Genomic DNA, 22,523 nt, shown 5'->3' with positions numbered 1-22,523 from the left:
CGTCCCGCGGCGCGGCTTCGGCACCGGCACGGATCATCTTCTTCCGGCGAACGCGGTGGCCACTCCCAGACCGAGGTAGACGACGCCGCTGACGTACCGCAGCGCCCTGGCCCTGCGGCGCAGGCGGCGGCCCAGCGCGCCGGCGGCGAACGCGTACACGACGTCCGACACCAGCCCCAGGAGCAGCGCCGTGAGCCCGAACACCACCACCTGCACGGTCGGGGAGCCCGCGCCCGGGTCGACGAACTGCGGCAGGAACGCCAGGAAGAACAGCGCCACCTTGGGGTTGAGCACGTTGACCAGCACGCCTTCGAGGAACACCTTGCGCAGCGGCTGCCGAAGCGGTGTCCCGGTCTCGGCGTCCTTGCCGGTGAACGCGCGGATGCCCAGGTAGACGAGGTAGGCGACGCCCGCCCACTTGACGATCGCGAAGAGCGCCGCCGACTGCGAGATCACGTACGACAGGCCCGCGGCGGCCGCCGCGATGTGCACGAGTGTGCCGATCTCCACGCCGAGCGCGCTGGCCAGGCCGGCCGCCCGGCCCTGGGCGAGGCCTCTGGCGGTGATGTAGAGATGGTTCGGCCCCGGGATGAGGATCAGGGCGAGCGAGGCGGTCACGAAGAGGGCGTACGTTGTTGGAGGAATCACGAAAGAGCAGCGTAAAATGCTTTTGGTAGGGAGATCAGGGCCAATCGGAGGCCGTTTCCCCGGACCAATAAAGTGTCGGAGGGGCGTGGCATCGTTTCTGGCGTGAAAGGTCTCCTCGTCGGGCGCTCTGCCGAGCTGGCCAGGCTCGTGCGGGTGGTGCGGTCGGCCGCCGACGGCATGGCGGGCGTCGCCCTCGTCGGCGGTGACGCCGGCATCGGCAAGACCCGGCTTGTCACCGAGCTGGTCGCCGAGGCCCGTGAATGGGGTTTCCACGTGCTGGCCGGCCAGTGCGCCGAGCTGGGCGACGCGCTGCCCTACCTGCCGCTGGCCGACGCGCTGCGCGGCGCGGAGCCGAAGGTGCGCGAGGCCGCCGCCGCCCATCCGATGCTGGGCCAGCTGCTCCCCGGCACGGAGAGCGCGCAGTCGGCGGGCCTCACCCAGCAGCGGTTGTTCGGGTCGCTGCTCGGGCTGCTGGCCGACGTGCAGCCGGTGCTGTTCGTGATCGAGGACCTGCACTGGGCCGACCGGTCCACCCGTGACCTGCTGGTCTTCCTCAGCCGCATGGTGCAGACCGAGCGCGTCTGCGTCGTCGGCACCTATCGCACCGACGATCTCCACCGCCGCCATCCGCTGCGCTCGGTGCTGGCGGAGCTGAAGCGGCTCCCGACGGTGACGCACGTCGAGCTGGGGCCGCTGAGCGAGGGCGACATGTCTGACTATGTCGCCACGATGGGTGAGGTGGGCGTCCGGGAGCTCGGGCTCATCGTGTCCAGGGCCGACGGCAACCCGTTCTACGCGGAGGAGCTCTTCGCGGCCATGGCCGAGGGTGACGAGCTGCCCGACGAGCTCGCCAGCCTGCTGATGACCAGGGTCGAGGTGCTGTCGGAGGCCGGGCAGCGCGTGTTGCGGGCCGCCGCCGTGGCGGTGCGCAGGGTGGAGGACGCGCTGCTGCGGGAGGTGTCAGGGCTGCCGCTGGCGGAGTTCGAGGAGGCGGTGCGGGAGATCGTCTCGCGCGGGCTGCTCAGGGTCGACGGCTACGGCTACGCCTTCCGCCACGCGCTGCTGCAGGAGGCCGTCTATACCGACCTGCTGCCCGGCGAGCGCACCAGGCTGCACGCCGCCTTCGCCCGGTTGCTGTCCTCTCCCGCCGAGCTGGCCCACCACCATCTCGCCGGCCACGACCTGGCCGGGGCGCTGGCGGCCTCCGTCGAGGCGGGCCGCCAGGCCGCGCTCCTCGGCGCGCCCGCCGAGGCCCACGAGCACTACGAGCGGGCGCTCAGCCTGTGGGAGCGGGTCGACGGGGCGGCCGGGCTCGCCGGGGAGAGCCGGGAAGGGCTGGCGTTCCGCAGCGCCGTCACGGCGGCCGACAGCGGCGACAACCACCGGGCGATCATCCAGCTCAGGGCCCTGCCACCGACGTCCGAGGTGCTGGAGCGGCTCGCCTACTACCTCTACGAGGTCGACGACCGGCAGGCCGCGATCGCGGCGGCGGAGCGCGCGGTCGAGACGGCGCGCGACCGGCCCGAGCTCGCCCGCGCCCTGGCCACCCAGGCCCGCACGCTGCTCTGGAGCCCCCGCCACCACGAGATCGAGGGCCTCACCGCCCGCGCGCTCGACGTCGCCCGCGCGTCCGGGGCCAGAGACGCCGAGGTCGGGGCGCTGCTCACGCTGGCCACCTACGTCGAATACCGGGGTGACGCCGGCAGGGCCCACGAGCTGGTCAACATCGCCGCTGCCGAAGGCTCCGGCGACCTGGCGATGGACCTGCGCGCCCGCTTTCACCACGCCCGCATCCACTACGAAGGCGGCCTGCTCGACCACGCGGCGGAGGTGACCGACGAGGGCATCCGCATGGCGTTCGAGACCGGCCTCAAGTGGAGCACCTACGGCACCGACCTGCGCTTCCTGCGCTTCCTCATCCACTACGTCGCGGGCGAGTGGGACGAGGCGGAGACGGTCGCGGGCGGCTTCCCCGCCCGGGTGGGCACGCTGCCCGAGGCCATCCTGTCGTCCTTCGCGCTGTTCGTCGAGGTGGGGCGCGGCCTGCCGGCGGTGGAGAGCCGGCTGGGGTGGTTGCGGCCGTTCTGGTCCGACGACCTGGCCGCCTACATGTCCCGGGGGCTGGCCGCCGAGCACGCCCTGTGGAACGGCGACCCCCAGGCCGCGCTCGACCACGTGCACGCGGTCATGGCCCGGCTGACCGACGGCGAAGCGGGCAACATCCGGCTGGCCGCCATCGGGCTGTGGGCGCTGGCGGAGCTCGGCAGCACCGACGGCGCCGACGCCCTGCGCCGCCGCGCCCGCGACGCCATCGAGGCCGGCCCCACCGGCGAAGGCAACCATCTCGGTCCCGAGGGCCGGGCCTGGGGCCTGCGCGTGGAGGCCGAGTGGCACCGCGCGCACGGCCGGCTCGACGTGGAGCTGTGGCGGCAGGTGGTGGAGACCTTCGACTACGGGTTCGTCTACGAGACGGCCCGTGCCCGCTGGCGGCTGGCCGAGGCGCTGCTCGCCGCCGGCGACCGCGAGGAGGCCCAGGCGGAGTGGGATCTCGCCAGGGAGACGGCGGGCAAGCTGCGTGCCGCGCCGCTGGAGAACGCGCTGCACGAGTTCGGGCGCAGGGCCCGCTTCGGGGACGCGGGGCGCGGGGGCCGTTCCGGCGCTGGCCACAGGGCCGGCGGCGGAGGGCTCACGGCCCGCGAGTCCGAGGTGCTTCGCCTGGTCGCGGAAGGGCTCACCAACCGGGAGATCGCCGAGCGGCTGTTCATCGCGCAGAAGACCGTGAGCGTGCACGTCTCCAACATCCTGGCCAAGCTGGAGGTGTCCACCCGCACCCAGGCCGCCGCGGCGGCCCGCCACCGGGGGCTGCTCGACTGAGTGCGTGGCCAGACCAGGGATACGCCCGCTGAGTGCGTGGCCAGACCAGGGATACGCCCGCTGAGTGCGTGGCCAGACCAGGGATACGCCCCGCGCCGCCGCCCGGCCCTCCCACTCGACCGGGTCTTCGTGAGGGCCCGGTCGGCGGGTTCGGCTCGCAAGGTCGTTGTGAGGGTCCGGTCGACGCTCGGGCTCGCGGGGGTCATTGTGAGGGCTCGGCCGGCGGCTCGGGCCTGCGGGTTATCGCGAGGCGTCCACCAGCAGGCCGGCGTCGCCGAAGTTGCCTGACTTGAGCAGGAGCGCGAGACCGGAGGCCGTGTGGATCCAGGGCACGCCGCGCGCCGCCTCCACGCCGATCAGCCCGCCCGGCACGCCGAGCGCGCTCACGATGGCCCCCGAGGTCTCGCCGCCGGCCGAGACCACGCGGGTGACACCCCGCTCGACCAGCCCCTGCGCGACGCGGCCCAGCGCCGACTCCAGGATCGCGGCCGACTGCTCCGCGCCCACGACCTCCTGCACGCGGCGCAACACCGAGGGTTCGGCCGATGCGTAGACGAGGGGCGCTCCGGCCTCGACATCCAGCGTGTCGTACCAGGCGAGCGCGTCCCGGGCGAGCGACCCGGGGTCCTGGTCGGCCAGCGCGTCCAGCCGGTAGGCCGGCCTGCCCGCCTCGATCATGGCGGCGACCTGCTCCAGCGTACGGGCCGAGCAGCTGCCCGCCAGCACCGCCGCGGCACCCTGCGGCGCCGGGGCGGGCGGGTCGTCGTGCCCGGACCGCGCGTGCGCCGCGGCGAGCCCGCCGGCGAGCCCGGCCGCGCCCGCGACCAGCGGCGCGCCCGCCAGCGCCTGCCCCGCGGTCACGAGGTCGGCGTCGTCCACGGCGTCGACGAGGGCGTAGCGCACGCCCTCCGCCCGCAGCTCGGCCAGCCGCCGCCCCATCGCCCCGGCCCGGACCTGCGCCAGCGTCACGACGCCCGCCCGGTGCGCGCTCTGGCCCTCCATCAGGCGCGGCAGGTACGAGTCGGTCATCGGGGTCAGGGGATGGTGCCGCATGTGCGATTCGGAGAGCAGCACGTCACCGACGAAGAGGTAGCCGTTGTACTGCGTGCGCCCATGCTCGGGCGAGCTGGGCGTCATGGCGACCAGGGGCACGTCCATGGCGCCGGCCAGGGCGTCGAGGACCGGCCCGATGTTCCCCTCGGCCGTGGAGTCGAACGTGGAGCAGTATTTGACGTAGACCTGGCGGACGCCGCGCGAGCGCAGCCGGCCGAGCGCGGCGAGCGACTGCGCGACCGCGTCCGCCCTGGGGGCGGTCCGGGTCTTCAGCGCGATCACGACCGCGTCGTGCCCGGGTGGTTCCGCCGCCTCCGGCGGAAGCCCGAAGAACAGCACGGTGGGGATGCCACGGCGGCGCAGGGCCACCGCGACGTCGGTCGCACCGGTGAAGTCGTCCGCGATGGCGCCGATCATCGAAGCCCCGAGGCCTGGTGGGAGTCGAACATGATGCAGACGCTATCGGCGTGCGCCGCCGCTGCTGACCGGGGGGCATCGTGTGTGTCCCCGAGGTTCGGGGGACTCGGGACCCGCGGTCTCGGGGCTCAGGACGGCCGCCGTGCGCCGCCGTGGCCGCCGTCCACCGGCTCGGCCCGGGGACTCACAGGTCGCGGAAGAGGAAGTAGTTCTTGTGGTCCGCCTGGAGGTAGTGGTGGAACTTCGTGGCCTTGGCACGGGCCGTCCTGTCGGCGGTGACGGCCGTGACGACGACGTACTTCTCGACCGCTCCTGAGCGGATCTTTCCGTAGACGAAGTCGTCGAGCACCTGGTCGCGGCGCCACTTCACGGCCTTGGCGGGCAGCTTGGCCAGGCGCGTCGCGGCGGTCTTGGCGGCAGCCTCGTTCGGGAACGACATGATGACCTGGACCGCCTTGAGATGCCCCGAGTAGGCCGAGTAGGCGAGCTCGACGGCGCGCTCGCACTGGTTCCTGGCCAGCTCGCCCTGCCCGTCCAGCGTGTCGCAGCTGTCGTACGTCCAGCCGCCCGTCTTGTCGGCGGTGAAGCTCACGCCGTCCAGGCGGAACTTCCAGTGGGGGAACTCGTCGTGCGTGATCGGCGCCCCGGGCTCGGGGCGGTTCGGCTCGCCGGGGTTGGTGCTCGGCTGTGCTGAGGGTTCCGACGTGGGATCGGCACTGGGCTCGGATGGAGGGCTGGACGTGGGGCTAGACGTGGGGCTGGACGTGGGCTCGCCGGACGCCGAACTCGACGGAGCGTCCGACTGCGACGGGGAAGGGGTCTGCAGGGCGACGGTGGGGACCGGGTCCGGGGCACCCGTGTACGCGTACACGCTGTACGCGCCGCCGGCCAGCAGGATCACCGCCACGGCCGCGACCACGCTGACGATCAGCACCTTGTTGGGCTGCTCGGGCGGGGAACCGTACGGGATCGGGCCGGAGTAGCCGGGCGGGCCGTACGGCGAGGCCGGGACCGTCGGCGGGTCGTAGCCGCCGCCCTGAGGAGATCCGTAGCCGCCCTGGCTCGGAGGAGGCCCGTAGCCGCCCTGGCCGGGCGGGGGACCGTAGCCGGGCTGTGGTTCCTGAGGCTGCGGAGGAAATCCCATCACCCCATTGTGGGGGTATTCATCCCTTCTGTACCACCTGCCCCGGCAATGCGTGCCCGATGGCCCCCGGTCAGACGCCCGTCGGCTCGCGGACCAGGCTGACCCGGACGGTCGAGGGGTCCTCGCCGGTGAGGGGGACGGCGAAGACCGCCGTCCGCTCGCGTGCCCCGTAGACGACGAAGCGCAGGCCGTCCTCGTCCCAGGTGTCCTGGACGTCCGTGGTGAGCTGCGCGGACGCCGAGCAGTACGCGGGGCTGCGGTAGAGCAGGTGCAGCGAGGTCGCCAGCGGGACCTGTGCCGGAGGGGGAGCGGCGAGGGGGCGGCGCAGCCGTACCAGGAGGCGCCGCGAGGGGACGAGCCAGTGGCGGTCCAGCTCCGCTGAGAGGGCCAGCAGGACGGCGACCTCCGCGAGGGCGAGCGCCGCGAGCGGCGGGCCGGGGTCGGCCGGGAGCGCGAGCAGGCTCGCGACGAGCAGGAACGCCGCGCGGGCGAAGGCGCGCAGGTCCACGGGGCGGGAGTGGGTGCCGAGGCACCCGCACGACGCGGTGGGCGCGGCGACGTGCGCGTAGGCCAGGTACGCGAGGAAGCCGGCGCAGAGCGCCGCGGCGGCCGCGGCCTCCAGCGGAAGGAGGGGTGGGAGCAGGAGCGCGGCGGCCACCGCGAGTTCTGCGAGCGCCACGAGCCGGAACGCGGGGACCGCGCGCGCCGGGCTGACCAGCCGGGCCAGGGCGGTGTGCCCCGCCCCTGCCCGCATCCGCCGGCTGAGCAGTTTCATCAGGCCCGCCCAGACCAGGAAGAGGGCGATCACGTACGGCTGCGACGCGGCGATCCCGTGCATGTGGACGCTCCTAGTGCGGGGAGAAGACGGTGGCGATGTCGACCTCGTTCGTGTCCGGCCGCCAGGCGCCCAGGATCTGCACGTGCTGGCTCACTTTCAGCATCGACAGGTCCTCGGACGGCGGCGCGTCGGACCGGATGGCGACCGACTTCCCGGCCACGACGTGGCAGAGCACTTCCTTGCCGTGGTGGTCGAGGTGGAGGGTCTGGTCCTTGATGTTCGTGATGTGGCCCTTGATGTTGACGATGTTCAGCCACACCGATTCGGCGGCGAGTTCGCCGTCCGGCATGCGCACGCCGCGGGCGTAAAGGCCGTCACCGGGCTTGGCCTGGTCGAACGGTACGGGGCCCAGCTTCCACAGGCTCGTGCCGTCGACGACCCTGATGCGGTGGAACACCGCGTTCGAGCCCAGGACGAGGAGCGTGTTGTCCTTGATCGAACGGATGCGGCCCTCGGCGAAGTCGGGGTCGGGGGCGCCGGGTTCGAGGTCGGGGCCTGACGTGGTCGCGAAGGCGGCCTCGGGGCCGAGCGAGCCCAGCGCTGTGGCGGCGACCACGCCGGCGCCGCCGCCGAGCACGGCGGACTTGAGCAGGTCTCTTCTGCTTCTCATCGTCGCCCCCTCACCCGGTCGCGATCTCGCACGGCCGCAGGCCGGTGGACAGGCTGGCGATGCGGCTGTAGGCCGCCGGGGTGAGGTCGATCAGCCGGTTGTTCGCGCAGGTCGAGCCGCAGCAGCTGCGCTCGCCGCAGAACAGGTCGGTCTGCGGGCCGCAGTCGGCGATCGCGGTGACGACGCTGGCGCCACCGCACAGGGACGTGGTGCGGTGCCGGAATCCGCAGGTCCTGCGGGAGAGGCTGACGCCGCACCTGTCGGGACGGGTGATCGACCAGCAGGCGTCGGAGGCGTTCGGCCAGGCGTGCTGCAGGCTTCCCGAGTTGCAGGTGCCGCAGGCGCCCTTTCCTGTGCTGCTGCACGGTCCCCATGCGGTTCCGCAGCAGAACCAGGAGACTTCGCCTTGGACGGGGCCGAGTAAGTCGGCGGCAGGGTCGGTGGACGGGTTACGCGCCATGCGCGTCCTCCTAGGGGGTGGGCTCCGGACGAACCTTGAGGAGGTACTGAAACTTTCCGACTCGATCTATGAGTACCATGTAAGGATTTTTCGTCAATATCCCAATTGAGTCGGGATTCGCCCGGTATGATCCCTCCGGCGTTACACCAAGTCCCAGGAGCCCTGCCGGGGAGCGGTCGGGCTGAAGTGCACCGGCAACGTCTCCAGGTTCCGCATCCACATCGACCGCCGCCAGCGCAGCGCGTCCGGCGGGACCGCGAGATCCACGTCGGGCAGCCGGTCGAGGAGCACCTCGACCGCGGTCTCGGCGATGACCTCGCCGAGCTCCGGCGCGGGATAGGGGCAGCTGTACTCGCCGTGCCCGAAGGACATGTGGGCCCGGTTCGCGCCGGGATCGGACTCGTCCGCCGGCTGCACCTGCGGGTCGGCGTTGGCGGCGGCCAGGCCGAGCACCAGCAGGTCGCCCTTGCGGATGCGGCGCCCGCCCAGCTCGCACTCCTGGGTCGCCCAGCGTCCCGGCGCGTTGCGCAGGGGCGGATCCCGCCACAACACCTCGTTCATGGCCTGCCCGACGCTGCTGCGGCCGCCCTGCAAGGTGATCGAGAACCGGTCGTTGACCAGCATGAGGCGGAGCGTGTTGCTGATCCAGCCCGCGGTCGGGGTGTTGGCCACGACGAGCATCACCCCGAGATCCATGTCCGCCTCCTCGTCGCCGAGCCCCGCCGGGTGCGCGATCAGCCGCGAGGCGATGTCGTCGCCGGGAACCTCCCGCTTGGCGGCCATGAGCGTGCTCATCCTGTCGCGGAGCCAGGTGTAGGCCGCGTAGGTCTCGCTGGTGGCGTCGAGCACCACGTTGACGTTCGTGACCACGTCGTCCATGTCGGCCTCGGGCATCCCCATGAGCCGGGCGATGACCTGGGCCGGGATCCGTCTGGCGTACTGGGTGACCAGGTCGGCCCTGCCGTCGCCGGCGAAGCCGTCGATCAGCTGGTCGGACACCTGCTCCGCCAGCATGGCCAGCTCCGTGCGGTCTACGCCGTCCATGGCGTCGCCGATCGCACCCGTACGCCGCTGCCGCTCCGCGCCCTCGGTGAACAACACCGTCGGCTGCCAGCGGAAGGTCGCCGTCAAGGGCCCGTCAGGGGGCACGTGGTCCCACACGTTCCAGCGCCTGGAGTCGCGGCCGAACAGGTGCGGCATGCCGAACACGTGGTGCAGCTCGCGGTAGCCGATCACGAACCACGCGGGTACGCCGTCGTCGAGCAGCACCGGCACCACGGTGCCGTGCTCGCGCCGGAGCCGCTGGTAGAGCTCGTCCGGGTCCTCGTCGAGGGCCGGCCCGTGGAGCGGCACGGCGTCGGCGTGGTCGGGATAGCCGGACAGCGCGGCCTTCTCCGTCATGACAGGGTCTCCTGGGCGGGGGCGTACCAGGTGGTGAGGTGGCGCAGGAGCGTGACCAGCACGTCCTTGCAGGAGTGCCGGAGCCGGGCGTCGCAGTCGACGAGCGGCACCGAGGGCGGCAGCGACAGGGCATCGCGTACGGCGGCCACGCCCGGCCCTTCCGTGAACCGGTTGACGGCCACGACGAAGGGCATGCGGTGGTGTTCGAGCCGGTCGATGGAATACCACGAGTCCTGCAGCCTGCGGGTGTCCACCAGGACGACCGCGCCGAGGCTGCCCGAGAAGAGCTGGTCCCAGACGTACCAGAAGCGCTGCTGGCCGGGCGCCCCGAACAGGTAGAGCACCTTGCTCTCCGTCAGCGTGATCCGGCCGAAGTCGAAGGCCACCGTGGTGGTGGTCTTGCCGCGCACCCGGCGGGTGTCGTCGATGCCGGCGCCCGCCTCGGTCATGACCTCCTCGGTGCTGAGCGGGCGGATCTCGCTCACCGCGCCGACCATGGTCGTCTTGCCCACTCCCAGGCCGCCCACGATCACGATCTTCAGCGCGTCCGCCGCGGTCGCGCGCAGCGGTGCGCGCTCAGATGTTCTGGAGGGCAACCAGCACCTCCTTCAGCAGCTCAGGACTCGGCCGGGCCGACCGGAGCGCGGACGGATGGCGTACGGTGATGCGGCCCGTGTCCAGCAGATCGCACAGCAGGATCTTCACCACGCTGACCGGCAGCCGCAGCTGCGCGGAGAGCTCCACCACCGCCGTGGGCCGCCGCGTCAGCCGGAGGATCTTCGCGTGCTCCGATTGCATGCCGGGGGCGGGCTCGCACTCGCTGACGATGAGCGACACCGAGTCGAAGGTGCTCTCGTCGGCGCGGGTGCGTCCCCCGGTGACCATGTAGAGCCGGTCCGGAGCCTCGTCGTCGACGGGCCGCTGCCTCATCTGGAACCGCCGGCCGCCGGCCGCGGCGCCGCGCTGAGGTAGGTGCCGATCTGCTCGACCAGCTCGTTCATGTTGTGGCCGACCAGGCCGACGTCCGCGTCCTCCGCGGCGATCACGGCCAGATGGGCGCCCGCGCCCGCGGGCACGATCAGCAGCAGGCCGCCGGGGAACTCCACCATCGCCTGCCCGGACCCGATGGTGGTGCCGAACTCGGCCGACGCGCTCACGGACAGGCTCTGGATCCCGGAGGCCAGCGCGGAGAGCTGGTCGGCACGGTCCCGGTCGAGCCCGGAGGTGTGGCAGAGCTTGAGCCCGTCCCTGGTCAGGACCAGCACGTGGGCGATGCCCGGGGTCTTCTCCCTGAGGTTCTCCAGCAGCCAGTCGAGACTGCTGTCCGTGGTCGTCAAGGCGTCCGTAGAGTTCATCGGGAAAGAATGGGGCGCAGCGTCCCGCACGTCGGCCCCTGCCTCCTATCTGTGAATCGGAAAGCCGGTCAGGAGTCGGGGCTCGCGGCGGGCCCGCGCCCGCCGGCCTGGCGGAACGCGGCGAACCTGGCGGCCGGGTCGCCGCCGTCGCGTACGCGCTCGGCGGCCGGGGCGGGCCTGTCCCTGGTCGCCTCGGCGAGGGTCTGGCCGCGGCGCCGCTTGGGCAGCGGCCCCTGGGTCTCCTCCTCCGGATCGGGCGCCGGCGGCGCGGGGGCGGGCACGGCGGGCGCAGCGGGCACGGCGGGCGCGGCGGGCGCGGTGGCCACGGCGGGCGCGGTGGCCACGGCGGGCGGCTCGTCGTCCGGGCGCGGCTGGGTGATCAGGCGGCGCGGAATCAGCACCACGACGCCGGTGCCGCCTCTGGCCGAGGGACGGAAGCTGACCATCAGTCCATACTTGTCGACCAGGCGGCCCACCACGGCCAGGCCCAGCCTGGTGCCCGACAACATCCGCAGGTCGAGCGGCTCGGACACCAGCTTGGCCGCGCGGTGCCGCTCCCGGGAGCGCATGCCGAGGCCGCTGTCCTCGATGGTGACCACGACGCCGTTGTCCTCTTCCTCGACGTAGACGTGGACCTCGGTGCCGTGGGCGGAGAAGGCGGCCGCGTTGTCCATCAGCTCTGCCAGCGCGTGCATCACGCCCTCGGCGGCGTACCCGGCGACCGCGACCGTGCTGGTCGAGTGGAGCCGGACGCGCCGGTAGGCGCCGATGCGGCCCATGGCGCCGCGCAGCACGCTCTCCATCGTGATCGGCCTGGTCCACCTGCGTCCGGAACGGCCGCCGCTCAGCAGGGCGATGTTGTCGGCCAGCCGGCCCGTCTGGGAGACCCGGTGGTCCAGGTCGAGCAGGTCGGCGAAGACGTCCTCCTGGTCGCCGTACCGCTCCTCCAGTTCGCGCAGCCGGGCCAGCAGGCTGGTCGCCTGGGCCTGGACGCGGGCGGCGGCGCCTGCGCAGGCACGCATCGCCGCCGTGCCCTTGCGCTCGCCCTCGCCGATCTGCCGCGCCGCCTCGCTCAGCAGCCCGCGCAGCGGGCCGTGCACCGGCTGGCGCACCTCCTTCAGGGCGTCGTCCACCGGCTGGTGGCCCGACTGGACGCGTTTGACCAGCTCGGGCAGCGCCTCGTCGGCCAGCCTGACGACCTCGGCCTCCAGCGACGCGCCCGCCGCCCGGGCGGCGGCGGCCTCGCGGGCGAGCAGGTCGAATTCGTGGCCGGCCGCCTTGACCAGCCGCTGGAGCAGGTCGTCGGACGGTTGCGTCACCTTGGCGAGCGCGTCGACCGTGGGCACGCCCTCGCGTACCTGGCCGCCGAGCTCCGGCAGGGTCTTCTCGGCCAGCCGCAGGGCCTCCCGCTCCAGCAGGGCGACCCGCCGGCCGTCCCGGTCCGCCTGCTCGCGGAGCGCGCGGGTGGCCGCCTGCTGGTGAGCGAGCGCGGCGGCGGCGCAGGACAGCAGGGCCGCCGCCACTCCGCCGACGGCCGCCACAAGTCCGGTAGCGCCGGAAGGGGCCAACGAGAGCACCCAGAGCCAGGCCGGCACCGTGACGACCAGTCCCCCGAGTAACGCGAGGGCGGCGCGGTGCCGCGGGGTGAACGTTCGCGGAGCGGAGGAAGAGGCAAGTGCTGACATCGGTGGTCCTCAAGGCCGTGACGGCCAGGCGAGCGTGTCTAACCAGGCGTTCCCGCGGGGGGAACGCTGTGTTGCCGCCTCGCGACTGATCGCGTAGCAGGCTGGGGACAAACCGTAGCATCGGTGCACCATTAAGAACAGACAGCAACGCTCTAACCTCGCGCCTCATCAGTATCACCGCAAAGATCAACATTTCGCCGTATGGGGTGAAAGGTGCGGTGTGCCCGGGGTGGACAGGGTGTTGACGAAGGGCTGCGGAGCGCTTACGTTTCCCGCGACCGCAGAAATTATCGACGTATATCAGAAAATTTCGGAAACGCGGTCGCCCCCGCACGCTTCGCATCGGAGGTCGCCGGTGAAGCCCCTCATCATCGCCCTGGCGCTCATGCTCGCCCTGCCCGCTCCCGCGTACGCCGGCCCGCGCCAGCCGCGTGACCTGCGGGAGCTGGCCCACCAGCACGGCATCAGGATCGGCACCGCCGTCGACATCGCCGCCCTGCGCGACGAGGCCGACTACCGCAAGGTGCTCAACCACCAGTTCAACCACGTCACCGCCGAGAACGCGATGAAGTGGGAGTCCGTCGAGCCGGAGCGCGGCGCGTACACCTGGGCCGACGCGGACGCCCTCGTCCACAACGCCCACCGCAACCGCCAGCGCGTACGCGGCCACACCCTCGTCTGGCACAACCAGCTCCCGGCCTGGCTGACCGAGGGCGTCGCCGACGGCTCGATCACCCCGGCCGAGCTGAAGCGAATCCTGCGCGACCACATCACCACCCAGGTCCGCCGCTACAAGGGCAAGATCAGGGCGTGGGACGTCGTCAACGAGGTGGTGGAGGAGGACGGCAGCCTGCGGCAGAACATCTGGCTGACGAACCTCGGCCCCGGCTACATCGCCGACGCCTTCCGCTGGGCCCACCGCGCCGACCCGCACGCCAAGCTGTTCATCAACGACTACAACATCGAATGGAACACCCCCAAGATCGAGACCACGCTCTCGCTGGTCAAGGACCTCCAGGCGCGCGGCGTGCCCATCCACGGCGTCGGCTTCCAGGGACACCTCGGCATCCAGTACGACTACCCGGGCGACTGGGCGAACGTCATGCGCCGCTTCGCCGACCTGGGCCTGGAGATCGCGGTCACCGAGCTGGACGTGCGCATGGTGCTGCCCGTGACCCCCGAGAAGCTGGCCACCCAGGCCGACTACTACCGCCGGGCGCTCACCGACTGCCTGAGCGTCGAGGCCTGCAAGGAGTTCACCGTCTGGGGCTTCACCGACCGCCACTCGTGGGTGCCGGGCTGGTTCGACGGCGAGGGCGCGGCGTGCCTGCTCGACGAGAACCTGGTGCCGAAGCCCGCCTACCGGGCGCTGCTCGGAGCGCGGGCGCGATGACCTGAGCCGTGCTGGAGCCCGTCGATCTCAACTCGTGGTGGCTCCGGCCGGTTCGCCCGCGTGGGCGTCGGCTTCGGCCTGGTTGCGCTCGGCGCGCGCCAGCTCGCGGTGACCGGTGGCGAGGATGGCGATGCCGAGCAGGATCGCGCAGCCGCCGATGAGGAACGGCACGTGCACGTTGAAGTGCTCGGCGAGCTTGCCGGCCGCGAACGGCGCCAGCCCGCCGCCGATGAAGCGCACGAACCCGTACGCCGCCGAGGCCACCGGCCGCTCCACGGGCGCGACCATCATCACGGCCTGGGTGGTCAGCGTGTTGTTGACGCCGATGAACACGCCCGCGACGATCACCGCGGTGATCAGGACGGGCGGGCTGTCGGTGAAGGCGGCGATGACGAAGACGACCAGCGCGAACAGCGCGAGGTTGCCGTAGAGCGTGCGGGCCAGGCCGAGTTTCCGCTGCAACCAGGGCGCGCCGGCCACCGAGAAGATCGCCACCATAAGGCCCCAGCCGGTGAAGACGAGCCCGAGGTGGATGGCGTCCAGCTCCATCGGGAAGGGGGCGTAGCCGAGCACGGTGAAGAAGCCCCAGTTGTAGCAGAGCGCCGTCAGGCTCATGATCAGCAGGCCGCGGTGGCGCAGGGCCCTGATCGGATCGAGCAGTGAGGTCTTGCGAGGTGGTCTGGGCTGGGGGCGTACCAGCAGGATGGTCGCGACCAGCGCGACCGCCATCAGCACGGCGACGCCGTAGAACGGGCCACGCCAGCTGATGTGGCCGAGCGCGCCGCCGAGCAGCGGGCCGACCGCGATGCCCAGGCCGAGCGCGGCTTCGTACAGGATGATCGCGCCGGAGAAGCCGCCGCTGGCGGCGGCCACGATGACGGCCAGCGAGGTCGCCACGAACAGCGCGTTGCCCAGGCCCCAGCCGGCGCGGAAGCCGATGATGCCGCCGATGCTTCCCGAGCTGCCGGCGAGCGCGCTGAAGACGACGATCAGCACGAGCCCGGCGATCAGTGTCCACTTGGCGCCGATGCGGCTGGACACCCAGCCGGTGACCAGCATGGCGACCGCCATCACCACGAGGTAGCTGGTGAACAGCAGCGTCACCTGGCTCGGCGAGGCGTTCAGGTCGGCGGAGATCGCGGGCAGGATCGGGTCGACGAGCCCGATGCCCATGAAGGAGATGACGCACGCGAACGCCACCGCCCACACGGCCCTGGGCTGGCGGAACGGGCTGCCCGCCGCGTCGGCCCGCGTCATCAGGCCGCCCCCTGGTCCGGCGGCGTGGCGCCGAGGGCGCGGGCGGTGAGCCGTTCGAGGGCGGGCAGGGCGGCGGCGATGGCGGCGCGGTCGGCTTCCGAGAGCTCGGCGAGCAACTCGGCCAGCCGCTTGGCCTGCGTGCCCCGCCGCCTGGCCAGCTCGGCCCGTCCGTGCTCGGTGATGGCGACGACCACGACCCGCCCGTCCGCGGGGTCGGCCCGCCGCTCGGCCAGCGACTCGCGCTCCAACCGGGAGACGAGCTGGGTCATGGCGGGCTGGGTGACGCCTTCGAGCGTGGCCAGCTCGGTGAGGCGGCGGGCGCCCAGGCGTTCGAGGTTGGCCAGCGTGGACAGCGCGGTGATCGACAGGTCTCTGGGCACGTCGATCAGGCGCATCATCGTCCTGACCCGGCCGAGCCCGGCGGCCAGCTCAAGATGGCTCATGGGTGCGGAATCCATAAGCCTTTTATATCATCTGCTTATATAGATCCGGCTCGCCGTCCTCTCGTGAACACCGCCACCTTCGCCTCCGGGCCGATCAGGCGCTCCCAGCCGAGTCGTTCGTACACCCTGATCGCGCCGGAGGCCTGGGGCGAGGTCAGCAGCCAGCCGCGCTGCGCGCCCTCGCACAGCAGGTCGAGGATCTGGCCGGCCAGCCCTCGTCCGCGCGCGTGCGGGGCGACCGCCAGCTCGTCGACCTCCAGAGCGCCGACCAGGAGCCGTTCGGCCTGCTCGCCGAGCTCGCCGCGCACCCTGTCGTACGCGCGGCCGGTGGGGAAGGGGCTGCGGGTGGGCCACGCCGTGCCGAAGCCCAACGGCCTGCCGTCCTGTCCGGCCAGCACCGCGACGAACCCCGGACGTTCGGTGTCGGTGGCCAGGCGCCGGGCGAAGTCCGCGACGCCGGATCCGTCCTCGTTCCACGGCGGTTCGGTGAAGGCGACGCCGTAGATGTCCATCAGCTCGGCGGCACGGGCCCGCGCCTGCTCGCCGGTCAGCCGTTCCAGCCTCACCCCTCCCGCCGTCATGGCTTGCGGCCGAGCCCGGCCAGGACGTTGTGACGGGTGAGGTTCTGGCGGATGAGGTCCTCCGGCTCGGCGCGCCAGTCGGCCAGCGGGACGAGCCCGGGCTCCACGAGCTCCATGTCGCCGAAGTACGACCGGATCTCCTCGCGGCTGCGCCAGCGCCCGGCGCCCAGATTCCGGTTGAAGCTCCGCTCGGCCTCCTCGGCGATCTCGGACGCTTCCGGGTGCTCGGCGCCCGGGTTGTGGAAGTGCACGACGGCCAGGTGGCTGCCGGGGGCCAGCGCCCGGTGCAGGCGGGCCATCACGCCGCCGGGATCCTCGTCGTCGGAGAGGTGGTGCAGGACGGAGACGAGCAGCAGCCCCACGGGCCGGCTGAAGTCCAGCAGCCCGGTGACCTCGGGGTTCTCCAGGATCTCCGCCGGGTGGCGCAGGTCGCCCGCCACCACGGTGGTGACGCCGTTCGTGGCCAGCAGCGCCCTGCCGTGGGCCAGCACGATCGGGTCGTTGTCGACGTAGGCCACGCGGGCCTCCGGCGCCTTCGCCTGCGCGATCTCGTGCACGTTGCCCTGCGTGGGCAGCCCTGAGCCGATGTCCAGGAACTGCCGGATGCCGGCCTCCGTGACCATGTGCTCCACGGCGCGGCGCAGGAAGGCCCGGTTGGCCCGCCCCGCCTCGCGGGCGTCGGGGGCGATCCGCAGGGCCTCCTCGGCGACGGCGCGGTCGACGGCGAAGTTGTCCTTGCCGCCGAGGAAATAGTCGTACACGCGGGCGATGCTGGGCTGGGTGGGGTCGATGCCCGGCGGGACCACGCCGTCTCCGGCCTCGTCCCATCCTGTGGCCTGATCGCCGTCACGCATGGAATCTCACGCCTTCATCGACCTGGGGCTGGACTGATCATCGTACGGGAACGGCCGTTATCGGCATATGTCCGGGCTGGTGTCTTTCTCGCCCCGCCGATGCCTTCACGTCCCTGCCGACCGCACCGCGACGTTGCCAATTTTACTTGGCTGAGTTACTTTTTACCTCGCCAAGTAAAAGTCAAGGGCGGGAGCCGTGTCATGACGGGAACGGGAACGAAGGGGCGCAAGAGAGCCGCGTGGACACTGGTCGCGCTGGCGCCGATCTGCGCGGAGATGACGTTCGGCGCGCTTCCGCTGAGCATGATCTGGCTGCTGCCGCTCCTGGTGCCGATGTACGGCGCGGGCGTGCTGCTGATCAGGGAGGCGGTGCGCCGCACCGGCGGCAGCTGGCCGAGCCTGCTCGTCCTCGCCCTGGTGTACGAGCTCGCCGAGGACGGCATCGGGCTGCAGGCACTGACCAGCCCCACCCTCTATCACGCCGCCGAGTGGGGGCCGCGCGTGTTCGGCCTCAACACGACCTACTGGGAGTCGCAGATCGGCTACCACGCCGTGTTCAGCGTGATGATCCCGATCATGCTCGCGGATCTCCTGCACCCGGCCCACCGCGACCGCCCCTACCTGCGGCGGGGCGGGCTGGTCGGCGTCGGCGTCGTCGCGCTCCTCGGTGTGGCCATGTTGCGGGTGCTCATCCCGCCGGTCATGGATCCGGGCTACCAGGCGCCGCTGCCTGCGCTGGCCGCGTTCGCCGTGGCGGGCGCGGTGCTCTCCGTACTCGCCCTGAAGGTGCTTCCCGGCCGTACGCCGGCGCCCCCGGCCGGCGCGAGCGCGCCGAAGCCCGCCGTCGTGGGCCTGCTGGCCGCGCTCGCCACCGCCGCCTTCCTCGGCCTGCTCATCCCGATCGTCCCGGCGTTCGGTGGCAGGGGCTGGTGGGCGGTCGTGGCGATGATCCTGGCCGCCGCCGTCGCCGTCGCCGCCGTCGTGCTGCTCCACCGCTGGTCCGGCGCGGGCTGGACGGACACGCACCGGGTCTGGCTGGCCGGAGGGGCGCTGGTGTCCCACACCCTGTTCGGCGCCGCCGTCATGGCCACGACCACCTTCGATCGCGTGGGCCTGGTCGGCTGCGCCGTGCTCATGGCGCTGCTGCTGGCCCTGCTCGGGCGGCGCGTCGAAGGCCGCCTCGTGCCGTCAGGCTGACCCGGGGGGTGCCGCCCGCGCGGTGCTGGGGCGCGCACTCCCGAGCGGTCGTGTAGACAGAAGTCCTGACTCGGTGCGCTGTCGGCCGGTAACATCGAACTTCGCGTGATGTGAACTTTTCGCGGGGTGGCAATCGGTGGCTGATCTATGGTTCGGCGTCCTCGGCCCGCTGGACATGCGGGCCGGCGGGCGGAAGATCCCCCTGCACGGGCCTCGCCAGGAAAGGGCGCTCGCGGCCCTGCTGCTGAGCGCCGGCCACGCGGTGACGGTCGACCGCCTCATCGAGGTCGTGTGGGAGGAGCCGCCCGCCTCGGCCCGCCGCCAGATCCAGGACCTGGTGTCGAAACTACGGCGGGCCCTGGCCGCCGCCGGGGCGGGTGGCGACGTCATCACCACCGTACGCGGCGGCTACCAGCTACGGTCCGGCGCCGGCCGGCTGGACGCGACGGAGTTCGAGGAGCTCGTCGCGTCCGCGCGCGACGCCGAGCCCGCGCACGCGGCCGCCGTGCTCAGGCAGGCGCTCGCCCTGTGGCGGGGCGATCCGCTGGGCGGCGTGGACTGCCCAGCGCTGGCCGGCGACGTGCGCACCCTCCAGGAGAAGCGGCTGGCGGCCTGGGAGGAGTGGGCGAAGCTCGAGCTGGCCGCCGGCCGCCACCACGAGGTCACCGCCGAGCTGACCGCCCTGGTCGAGCGCCATCCGCTGCGCGAGTCGCTGGTGGCGTCGCTGATGCGGGCCATGACCGCCGCCGGCCGCGCGGCCGACGCGCTCGACGCCTACCACCGGGCGCGGGAGAAGCTGCGGGACGAGCTGGGCCTCGATCCGGGAAAGGAGCTCCAGACCCTGTACGAACGCATCCTGCGGGCCGCCGAGCCCGGCCCGCTCCCGGAGCAGCCGCCCCCGCCCGTCGCCGCGTCCCAGCTGCCCATGGACGCCTTCGGTTTCGTCGGCAGGGGCGGCGAGCTCTCCCGGCTCGACGGCCTGCTGGATCACGCCGCGCTCCAGCCGACGGCGGTGGCGATGGCCGTCGTGTCGGGTAGCGCGGGCGTCGGCAAGACCGTGCTGGTGACGCACTGGGCGCACCGCGTCCGCGACCGTTTCCCCGGCGGGCACCTGTACGTGAACCTGCGGGGATTCGATCCCGGCGGGTCGATGGTGGCGCCGGAGGAGGCGGTCCGCGGGTTCCTGTTCGCGCTCGGGGTGCCGCCGCAGGGCGTGCCGTCCGGCCTGGACGCGCAGACGGCGCTCTACCGCAGCCTGCTGGCCGGCCGCCGGATGCTGATCGTCCTTGACAACGCCCGCGACGCCGGCCAGGTGCGCCCGCTGCTGCCGGGCTCTCCCGGCTGCGTCGTGGTGGTGACCAGCCGCGACCGGCTGCCCGCCCTGGTCGCCAAGGAAGGCGCCGTCTCGCTGCCGCTGGACCTGCCGACGAGCGGCGAGGCCAGGGAACTGCTCGCCCGCCAGCTGGGGGACACGCGGGTCGCCGCCGAGCCGGACACCGTGGACGAGCTCATCGCGAGATGCGGCCGGCTGCCGCTGGCCCTGGCGATCGCCGCCGCCCGCGCTGCCGTGCGGCCCGGCGTCCCGCTGGCCGCCATCGCGGACGACCTGCGTGAGGCTCCCGGGGTGCTGGACGCGCTCGACGCCGGGGACCCGGCGACCCGGGTCAGGGCCGTGTTCTCGTGGTCGTACCGGATCCTCGGCGACGAGCCGGCGCGCATGTTCCGAGTGCTGGCGACGCACCGCGGGCCGCGCATCGGCGTCGCCGCGGCGGCGAGCCTGGCCGGCATCCCCCTACGCGATGCCCGCTCGTTGCTGGAGAGGCTGGCGGGCGCGCACCTCGTCACCGAGGACGCCCCCGGCCGGTACGCCTTCCACGACCTGATGCGCGCGTACGCCGGAGAGCTGGCCGGCCTCCACGATCCGCCCGAGGAGCGGGGCGCAGCCCGGCGCCGCCTCAACGACCACTACATCCACACCGCGGAGCAGGCCGGCCGGCTGCTCGACCCGCACCAGGACATCCCCCTGGACGAGCCGCCGGCCGGTGTCGTCGCCGAAGAGCACCACGACCAGCGGGAGGCGCTGGCGTGGTTCGCCGTGGAGCACGCGGCGCTGCTCGCCGCCGTCGAGGACGCGGCGCGGTCGGGGCTGGACGCGCAGGCGTGGCGGCTGGCCATGGCGCTCTACGACTACCTGGATCTGCACTCGCACCTGCACGACCAGGTCGCCGTCCAGACCACCGGCCTCGAGGCGGCCCGGCGCCTCGGCGACCGGGCGGCGCAGGCGCACGCCCGCCGCCGCCTCGGCTGGGCCTTCCGCCGCCTCGACCGCCACGACGACGCCCACACCCACCTGCGGTCGGCCCTCGACCTGTACGAAGCCCTCGGCGACGAGCGCAACCGGGCGCACGTCCACGGCAACCTGTGCGGCGTGCTCGAACGGCAGGGCCGGTACGCGGAGGCGCTCGTCCACGCGGAGCGAGCCATGGAGCTCTACACCGAGGCCGGGCTGCCGGCCTGGCAGGCCCGGGCGCTCAACGCCGTCGGCTGGCTCCACGGCCTGCTGGGCGACTACGACAGAGCCCTCAGGCACTGCGGCCGGGCGCTGTGGATGCACGAGGAGTCGGGCGATCGGCGCGGCCAGGCGGCCACCTGGGACAGCCTGGGCTTCGCCCACCACCACCTCGGCTCGCACCAGCAGGCCGTCGTCTGCTTCACCCGCGCCATCGACCTGCTCAGACACCTCGGCGACCAGTACGGTCAGGCTGAGACGTTGCTCCTGCTCGGCGACGCCCACCAGGCCGGCGGTGAGACCGGCGAGAGCCTGCGCGCCTGGCGGGAGGCCCGCGACATCCTCGTCCAGCTCAACCACCCTGATGCCGGCAAGGCCCTCGCCCGGCTCGGACGCGACCTGGCGCCCGGGCGGTGACCAGGACGCGGCCGCTCCGGAGGTGTACCGCTCTGCTGGCGCTCGCCCAGCGCTGCCATCCCGACACCCTGCGGCAGGTGCGCTGGGCGAACGCCCGGCTGAAGGACTCGGCGACCCAGGCGCTGGTGAGCTGACGCGCCCCTGATCGCCCGGCGTCAGCGGAGCGCCTCCCGCGGGGCGTCCGCGCGCAGCGGCCTGAGCGCCCGTGACCAGCTGATGACCTCGTCATCAGCTCGACGAGGGTCTCCTCCTGGTGCGGGCCGGGGGTGATCACGCCGGGGTCGGTGGGGCCGGTGAGCTCGAAGTCGGTGAACGCCGACAGCGCGACCTGGGTGCGGACGTTGGCGACCTGGAGCTCGGTCATGGACAGCCGCAGCTGCTCCACGGCGCGGGTGCCGCCGTGCACGCCGTGGCTGACGAACCCGGCCGCCTTGTTGCTCCATTCGGCGAACAGGTAGTCGATCGCGTTCTTCAGCGCGGCGGGCATGCCGCGGTTGTACTCCGGCGTGACGAAGACGAATCCGTCCAGGGACGCGATGGTCCGCGCCCAGCGCCGGGTGTGCGGGTGGCGATAGTCGCCGAACATCGCGGGCACGGGCTCGTCCAGCAGGGGCAGCCCGTGCTCGGCCAGATCGACGACGTCGAAGGAGGCCTGTCCCGCCGCGACGGCGGCGTGCTGAGGTGAAATGACCAGCGACAACAGGGCGAGACGTCGCCCCCATGGAGGGCTGGCCGACAAGCGCAGAGCCATCCTCGCGGGCGCTCTGACCGTGTTCGCCCGCGACGGCTACACGCGTGCCGGCATCGACGCGATCGCCGCGGCGGCCGGGGTGTCCACGCGGACGATCTACAACCACTTCGCCGACAAGGCCGAGCTCTTCCAGACGGTCATCAAGGAGAGCGCGGGCCGGGCGGCCGACGCCCAGATCGCCATCATCGACCGGCACCTGCACAAGATCACCGATCTGGAGGCCGACCTCGTGGAGTTCGGCCGAGCCCTCACCGCCCCGATGGCCACCGAGCACGCGGAGCACTTCGCGCTCGTCCGCCAGGTCAACGCCGAGGCCGGGCACATCCCCCAGGCCGCCATCGACGCCTGGCAGGAGATCGGTCCCCGGCGCGTCCAACGCCGGCTCGCCGAGCACCTGCGGCAGTGGACGGCGGGGGGCCTGCTCCACGCGGACGACCCCGAGCGTGCGGCCGTCCAGCTCATGTTGCTCATCTCAGCCGCCGGTCCGCCCCACCACGCTCCCGCCCCCAGTCGGCGGGAGGCCGACCAGGTGATCGCCTCGGGCGTCCACGTCTTCCTGTACGGCTACGGCGCTGACCGCCTCATCCCTGACGAAAGTCAGGGGTGAGGCTGGTCTTTCGGGCATGCCGGGCACGG

General features: G+C 72.6%; 21 protein-coding genes. 5 read left to right on the top strand and 16 right to left on the bottom strand.

What is annotated here, in order from left to right; all coding sequences use genetic code 11:
• Positions 1-33: 33 nt before the first annotated feature.
• Positions 34-648, bottom strand: a complete 615-nt coding sequence (locus ACTWPV_RS37120) for a LysE family translocator (protein WP_443155372.1) — start codon at positions 646-648, stop codon at positions 34-36.
• Positions 649-750: 102 nt separating this feature from the next.
• Between ACTWPV_RS37120 and ACTWPV_RS37115 the strand changes: the two genes are divergently transcribed.
• Positions 751-3,522, top strand: a complete 2,772-nt coding sequence (locus tag ACTWPV_RS37115) for a helix-turn-helix transcriptional regulator (RefSeq protein WP_443155371.1) — start codon at positions 751-753, stop codon at positions 3,520-3,522.
• Between the two features lie 240 nt (positions 3,523-3,762).
• Here ACTWPV_RS37115 and otnK read toward each other — a convergent pair whose 3' ends face one another.
• The 10 genes from otnK to ACTWPV_RS37065 form a co-directional block, all read right to left on the bottom strand.
• Complete coding sequence (gene otnK / locus ACTWPV_RS37110; protein ID WP_443155370.1) at positions 3,763-4,992, bottom strand: 3-oxo-tetronate kinase; 1,230 nt, start codon at positions 4,990-4,992, stop codon at positions 3,763-3,765.
• 184 nt (positions 4,993-5,176) lie between these two features.
• Entirely contained in the window at positions 5,177-6,136 is a 960-nt protein-coding gene (locus tag ACTWPV_RS37105; RefSeq protein WP_443155369.1) for a hypothetical protein, read from the bottom strand.
• Between the two features lie 70 nt (positions 6,137-6,206).
• Positions 6,207-6,974: a MauE/DoxX family redox-associated membrane protein gene (locus ACTWPV_RS37100; protein ID WP_443155368.1), complete on the bottom strand. Its 768-nt coding sequence runs from the start codon at positions 6,972-6,974 to the stop codon at positions 6,207-6,209.
• 10 nt (positions 6,975-6,984) lie between these two features.
• On the bottom strand, positions 6,985-7,584 hold the full coding sequence (locus ACTWPV_RS37095) for a cell wall protein (protein ID WP_443155367.1): 600 nt from the start codon (positions 7,582-7,584) through the stop codon (positions 6,985-6,987).
• 10 nt (positions 7,585-7,594) lie between these two features.
• Positions 7,595-8,044, bottom strand: a complete 450-nt coding sequence (locus ACTWPV_RS37090; protein WP_443155366.1) for a hypothetical protein — start codon at positions 8,042-8,044, stop codon at positions 7,595-7,597.
• A gap of 141 nt (positions 8,045-8,185) precedes the next feature.
• Entirely contained in the window at positions 8,186-9,445 is a 1,260-nt protein-coding gene (locus ACTWPV_RS37085) for a cytochrome P450 (protein ID WP_443155365.1), read from the bottom strand.
• On the bottom strand, positions 9,442-10,041 hold the full coding sequence (locus ACTWPV_RS37080; protein WP_443155364.1) for a GTP-binding protein: 600 nt from the start codon (positions 10,039-10,041) through the stop codon (positions 9,442-9,444). The genes ACTWPV_RS37085 and ACTWPV_RS37080 overlap by 4 nt, the downstream gene beginning before the upstream one ends.
• Entirely contained in the window at positions 10,022-10,375 is a 354-nt protein-coding gene (locus ACTWPV_RS37075) for a DUF742 domain-containing protein (RefSeq protein WP_443155363.1), read from the bottom strand. The genes ACTWPV_RS37080 and ACTWPV_RS37075 overlap by 20 nt, the downstream gene beginning before the upstream one ends.
• The gene (locus tag ACTWPV_RS37070) at positions 10,372-10,800 is read right to left on the bottom strand and encodes a roadblock/LC7 domain-containing protein (protein ID WP_443155362.1); all 429 of its coding nucleotides are present in this window, start codon (positions 10,798-10,800) and stop codon (positions 10,372-10,374) included. Before ACTWPV_RS37070 ends, ACTWPV_RS37075 begins: the two co-directional genes overlap by 4 nt.
• A gap of 68 nt (positions 10,801-10,868) precedes the next feature.
• The gene (locus ACTWPV_RS37065) at positions 10,869-12,485 is read right to left on the bottom strand and encodes a sensor histidine kinase (RefSeq protein WP_443155361.1); all 1,617 of its coding nucleotides are present in this window, start codon (positions 12,483-12,485) and stop codon (positions 10,869-10,871) included.
• A 355-nt stretch (positions 12,486-12,840) separates the two neighbouring features.
• Here ACTWPV_RS37065 and ACTWPV_RS37060 point away from each other — a divergent pair, with 355 nt between their 5' ends.
• A complete protein-coding gene (locus ACTWPV_RS37060; RefSeq protein ID WP_443155360.1) occupies positions 12,841-13,878 on the top strand; it encodes an endo-1,4-beta-xylanase in 1,038 nt (345 codons plus the stop codon).
• Positions 13,879-13,905: 27 nt separating this feature from the next.
• On the opposite strand, the gene ACTWPV_RS37055 is transcribed toward ACTWPV_RS37060, so the two are convergent.
• Genes ACTWPV_RS37055 through ACTWPV_RS37040 form a run of 4 tightly spaced genes read right to left on the bottom strand, consistent with a single transcriptional unit; the run spans position 13,906 to position 17,013 of the window.
• A complete protein-coding gene (locus ACTWPV_RS37055) occupies positions 13,906-15,135 on the bottom strand; it encodes an MFS transporter (protein WP_443155359.1) in 1,230 nt (409 codons plus the stop codon).
• Positions 15,135-15,578 carry a MarR family winged helix-turn-helix transcriptional regulator gene (locus ACTWPV_RS37050; RefSeq protein ID WP_347643427.1) on the bottom strand — a complete coding sequence of 148 codons (444 nt, stop codon included), beginning with the start codon at positions 15,576-15,578 and terminating at the stop codon, positions 15,135-15,137. Before ACTWPV_RS37050 ends, ACTWPV_RS37055 begins: the two co-directional genes overlap by 1 nt.
• 35 nt (positions 15,579-15,613) lie before the next feature.
• Positions 15,614-16,144, bottom strand: a complete 531-nt coding sequence (locus ACTWPV_RS37045) for a GNAT family N-acetyltransferase (protein WP_443155358.1) — start codon at positions 16,142-16,144, stop codon at positions 15,614-15,616.
• Between the two features lie 11 nt (positions 16,145-16,155).
• On the bottom strand, positions 16,156-17,013 hold the full coding sequence (locus ACTWPV_RS37040) for an SAM-dependent methyltransferase (RefSeq protein WP_443155357.1): 858 nt from the start codon (positions 17,011-17,013) through the stop codon (positions 16,156-16,158).
• Between the two features lie 201 nt (positions 17,014-17,214).
• On the opposite strand from ACTWPV_RS37040, the gene ACTWPV_RS37035 reads away from it, so the two are divergent.
• Positions 17,215-18,210: a hypothetical protein gene (locus ACTWPV_RS37035; protein WP_443155356.1), complete on the top strand. Its 996-nt coding sequence runs from the start codon at positions 17,215-17,217 to the stop codon at positions 18,208-18,210.
• Positions 18,211-18,346: 136 nt separating this feature from the next.
• Entirely contained in the window at positions 18,347-21,136 is a 2,790-nt protein-coding gene (locus tag ACTWPV_RS37030) for a BTAD domain-containing putative transcriptional regulator (RefSeq protein ID WP_443155355.1), read from the top strand.
• Here ACTWPV_RS37030 and ACTWPV_RS37025 read toward each other — a convergent pair.
• A complete protein-coding gene (locus ACTWPV_RS37025) occupies positions 21,072-21,836 on the bottom strand; it encodes an NADPH-dependent FMN reductase (protein WP_443155354.1) in 765 nt (254 codons plus the stop codon). The genes ACTWPV_RS37030 and ACTWPV_RS37025 overlap by 65 nt on opposite strands.
• Here ACTWPV_RS37025 and ACTWPV_RS37020 point away from each other — a divergent pair.
• Positions 21,823-22,494 (top strand): TetR/AcrR family transcriptional regulator C-terminal domain-containing protein, encoded by a 672-nt coding sequence (locus ACTWPV_RS37020; RefSeq protein ID WP_443155353.1) that lies wholly within the window; start codon positions 21,823-21,825, stop codon positions 22,492-22,494. The genes ACTWPV_RS37025 and ACTWPV_RS37020 overlap by 14 nt on opposite strands.
• Positions 22,495-22,523 lie beyond the last annotated feature (29 nt).

The organism is Nonomuraea sp. KM88, from assembly GCF_052245635.1.
In the GTDB taxonomy this organism is placed as follows: Bacteria; Actinomycetota; Actinomycetes; order Streptosporangiales; family Streptosporangiaceae; genus Nonomuraea.
Note: the sequence above shows the minus strand (reverse complement) of the source record. Positions and strands in the feature narration are given on the sequence as shown.

Coding starts and splice junctions, on each gene's coding strand:
- ACTWPV_RS37075 (WP_443155363.1), bottom strand. CDS start 10,375: ATGAGGCAGCGGCCCGTCGACGACGAGGCTCCGGACCGGCTCTACATG.
- ACTWPV_RS37055 (WP_443155359.1), bottom strand. CDS start 15,135: ATGACGCGGGCCGACGCGGCGGGCAGCCCGTTCCGCCAGCCCAGGGCC.
- ACTWPV_RS37095 (WP_443155367.1), bottom strand. CDS start 7,584: ATGAGAAGCAGAAGAGACCTGCTCAAGTCCGCCGTGCTCGGCGGCGGC.
- ACTWPV_RS37020 (WP_443155353.1), top strand. CDS start 21,823: ATGACCAGCGACAACAGGGCGAGACGTCGCCCCCATGGAGGGCTGGCC.
- ACTWPV_RS37070 (WP_443155362.1), bottom strand. CDS start 10,800: ATGAACTCTACGGACGCCTTGACGACCACGGACAGCAGTCTCGACTGG.
- ACTWPV_RS37085 (WP_443155365.1), bottom strand. CDS start 9,445: ATGACGGAGAAGGCCGCGCTGTCCGGCTATCCCGACCACGCCGACGCC.
- ACTWPV_RS37105 (WP_443155369.1), bottom strand. CDS start 6,136: ATGGGATTTCCTCCGCAGCCTCAGGAACCACAGCCCGGCTACGGTCCC.
- ACTWPV_RS37065 (WP_443155361.1), bottom strand. CDS start 12,485: ATGTCAGCACTTGCCTCTTCCTCCGCTCCGCGAACGTTCACCCCGCGG.
- otnK (WP_443155370.1), bottom strand. CDS start 4,992: ATGATCGGCGCCATCGCGGACGACTTCACCGGTGCGACCGACGTCGCG.
- ACTWPV_RS37050 (WP_347643427.1), bottom strand. CDS start 15,578: ATGAGCCATCTTGAGCTGGCCGCCGGGCTCGGCCGGGTCAGGACGATG.
- ACTWPV_RS37035 (WP_443155356.1), top strand. CDS start 17,215: ATGACGGGAACGGGAACGAAGGGGCGCAAGAGAGCCGCGTGGACACTG.
- ACTWPV_RS37090 (WP_443155366.1), bottom strand. CDS start 8,044: ATGGCGCGTAACCCGTCCACCGACCCTGCCGCCGACTTACTCGGCCCC.
- ACTWPV_RS37040 (WP_443155357.1), bottom strand. CDS start 17,013: ATGCGTGACGGCGATCAGGCCACAGGATGGGACGAGGCCGGAGACGGC.
- ACTWPV_RS37100 (WP_443155368.1), bottom strand. CDS start 6,974: ATGCACGGGATCGCCGCGTCGCAGCCGTACGTGATCGCCCTCTTCCTG.